Origin of the sequence: Aliibacillus thermotolerans, assembly GCF_027853235.1 — a bacterium.
In the GTDB taxonomy this organism is placed as follows: Bacteria; Bacillota; Bacilli; order Bacillales; family Marinococcaceae; genus Aliibacillus; species Aliibacillus thermotolerans.
This window is the reverse complement of sequence record NZ_WKJG01000080.1, coordinates 1-3,106: the sequence shown is the minus strand read 5'-3', so window position 1 is coordinate 3,106 and position 3,106 is coordinate 1. Positions and strand designations below refer to the sequence as shown.

Annotated in this window: 3 protein-coding genes and 1 pseudogene; 1 reads left to right on the top strand and 3 read right to left on the bottom strand. The window is 37.6% G+C overall.

The annotated features are described in order from the left end of the window. Positions 1-212: 212 nt before the first annotated feature. Positions 213-908, bottom strand: a pseudogene (locus tag GJS40_RS11965) (catalase); the annotation flags it as partial. Between the two features lie 200 nt (positions 909-1,108). Beyond that, a complete protein-coding gene (locus GJS40_RS11960; protein WP_270898090.1) occupies positions 1,109-1,960 on the bottom strand; it encodes a VOC family protein in 852 nt (283 codons plus the stop codon). Between the two features lie 162 nt (positions 1,961-2,122). On the opposite strand from GJS40_RS11960, the gene GJS40_RS11955 reads away from it, so the two are divergent. Next, positions 2,123-2,443 carry a winged helix-turn-helix transcriptional regulator gene (locus GJS40_RS11955; protein WP_270898089.1) on the top strand — a complete coding sequence of 107 codons (321 nt, stop codon included), beginning with the start codon at positions 2,123-2,125 and terminating at the stop codon, positions 2,441-2,443. Between the two features lie 192 nt (positions 2,444-2,635). Here GJS40_RS11955 and GJS40_RS11950 read toward each other — a convergent pair whose 3' ends face one another. Continuing rightward, positions 2,636-2,902 (bottom strand): DUF3221 domain-containing protein, encoded by a 267-nt coding sequence (locus GJS40_RS11950; RefSeq protein ID WP_270898088.1) that lies wholly within the window; start codon positions 2,900-2,902, stop codon positions 2,636-2,638. Between the last annotated feature and the right edge of the window lie 204 nt (positions 2,903-3,106).

The following is a 3,106-nucleotide window of genomic DNA, read 5'->3' as shown; positions in this document are numbered from 1 at the left end:
AAGGACAAGCAGCTACCGCTGTGGCTCTGTGTTTAACCTAGAGATAGAAGTTTTATCAACTAAAATAAGCAGGCTAACTTTTCTACCGGAAATAGGGTTATTTACACAAAATTATTGACACACCCATCATAAAAATATTAGAAATCCCTAAATATATTAATGAAAATGATATAATTATAATTTATGTACATATCATATTATTAAGATACGTGATGATACTTTACAAGCACTGCCTCTCCTTTATCATTCACCCACTTATACGTATTTACTCCAGAACCTTGCATGTGACGATAAGTGGCAGGTATTCCCCAAGGAGAGAAAAGGAAAGTAATCATATGAGTCGCTTCCGGTGAACGAGAAACAAAATCAAACATTCTTTCCGGATTCGGAACGTTGGACGCTGGGTCTGGTTTAAAAGCGTGAATCATGTCCGGAAACTTCATCGCATCCCGGACGAAAAAAATCTTCAAGTTGTTTCCTACAATGTCCCAGTTTCCATCTTCTGTATACATTTTTACTGCAAAGCCACGAGGATCCCGTGCGGTTTCCGGTGAATCTTTCGCACCGGCCACAGTGGAAAAACGGACCATGACTGGTGTTCTCTTGCCTGCTCCGGAAAATACTTTTGCCCGGGTATATTTTTCTACCGGCTCATCGCCTACTTTGCCATACGTTTCAAAATAGCCAAAAGCACCAGTTCCACGAGCATGAACGACCCGCTCTGGAATTTCTTCCCGATCAAAGTGAGACATTTTCTCTAGAAAATGATAGTTCTCCAGGGTTGCCGGCCCACGATTCCCAATTGTTCTTATATTTTGGTTATCCGTCACTGGTCGCCCTTGCCTTGTCGTTAGTGTCTCTCGTTTCACAACATCTTGTCTTTTCTTATCATGATCTGCCAATGGAATATCTCCTTGATAACCGGTTGTATCATTTGAATCTTCATAGCAACCTGTATTATGTCCCATCCCCATAAGATTTATCACATTCCGTCTCTTTCCTTTGGATGAAAAAATTAATCCTTTATTTCCAATGTAAGGAAAGTTATCCTATTTTCATACAAAAGAAGCAGAGAGCCTACTTGAGGTTCTCTGCCTTTGTTTCATTTTTATACTGATAATTTGATACGATTTCCAGATGGATCGAAAGTAACAAAATCATCCTCTTCTTTCATTACTTCTGCATCGATTTGTTTTAATTGATAAACTGTTTGCTCGCGCACTTTTTCATTATCAAAAAGAAGGGTAAAAGATTCAAGCCCGACGCCATTTGGAGCGGGTGCGGGAGCGCCGACTCCGTTCCACGTATTGGTAGCGACATGATGGTGATACTTCCCATAAGAAAAAAATAACGCTTGCCCTCCAAAACGATTTACTACCTCCATCCCTAGCCCTTTGACGTAAAACTCTTCTGTCTTTTTAAGTTCTGACACGTGCAAGTGAATATGCCCTATGAGCGTATCTTTCGGAAGGCGGGTCCACTTTTTGTTAGGCGTGCGATGTTCGAGTAAACGTTCAAAATCAAGCGGATCCACTGCCATCACGACTTCTTCTCCATTCCAATCCCATTCGGAAGAATCGCGGTCAATATAAATTTCCATTTGGTTTCCATCTGGATCGTATAAATAAAGTGCTTCACTAACGAGATGATCAGACGAGCCAAAACGAATGTTATTTTCCACGAAATGAGCGACGATATTCGCCAAATCTTCTTTCTTCGGTAAAAGTATAGCAAAATGATATAATCCCGTCGTACGTCCTTGTTTGGATATGACGTCCTCCGGCTGTTTTAAAGATAAAATACTAGTTTTCCCATCGGTCGTTAGATTTGCTGTTCTATCTGTTCGTTCTAAAATATCAAAGCCAATGATTTCTTGATAAAATTTTAATGATCTTTCTAAATCTGTCACTTTCATTGCGACATGGTTCACATACGTAATCGGTTTACGATGAAATTTCATTTTACTGCCTCCATCTATATCAAATATTTTCATTACTTCATTATGTTACTTTATGTAACTAAGTGTATTAATTAAATCATACGATGTCAAGTAATTAAATTTTAAATTGTGACTAATTATCTTTTTTATGGTACAATTACAAGCAAGCGAGGTGCATGTGAGATGAAGCAATCGACCATTTGCCCGAAATTTGAAAAAGCAATCTCCCTCCTTAGTCAAAGATGGACCGCATTAGTGATTTATCAATTACTAACAGGACCACAACGATTTAACGAAATTCAATCTGCCATTGGAATTAGCGGAAAAGTGCTGTCCGAGCGATTAAAAACGTTAGAACAAAAAGGAATCGTAAAACGAGAAGTCATTCCTGACACTCCGGTAATTATCGAGTATTCCTTAACGGAAAAAGGGCATTCGATGGAACCGATTTTAAAATCAATAGAAAATTGGTCCCAAGAATGGGTAGAACGAGACGATGAATAAATAAGTAAGGGTTGTCTGCTATGATAAACGCAAACAACCCTTTTTATTTATCCCCGATTAGAAAGCAAATCGTGTTATAATAGACGAAAGTTATGTTTATTGAAAGATTATTTTATAAACGGTCTCGGATCGTATTTGAAAAAATCGAACAACATTTTGAAGCAAAACATCATCCACTTTTTCAATATGAGTTCATTTTATTTGTGCTGGATAAGATTCCAACACTTCGTCGTACCAAATGGCTACTTTATCTCCATGTTTAATCCCATTCGTAGTGATTTTTAATTCTGCATCCATCAATATAGAAACTTGTTCAAAAGGAGAGGCGCGCCAAATATCTTCTTCAGAAAAATCCTCAAGATGAGATTTTTCCAAATTTTCACCTTTCACAAAATAAACTGTTTCATGATGGAAAACGACATACCCAATATCGTTCGGCTCTCTTTCTTTCATTGTCATATCGTTAATTATTTCCCAGGAAAACCATAACACAAAAAAGCTGCACAAAAAAACACTTATTACAATGAATGTACGTTTGTAACCGTCAAGTAAAAAGATACAGTTTTCGATAATTAATTTGAAGCAGTTTTTGCTCCAAAGATAGAAGTTCTATGTTTCATGCGATAACTGTCTCCATTTAAATGGATAATTTCCGCTCTGTGC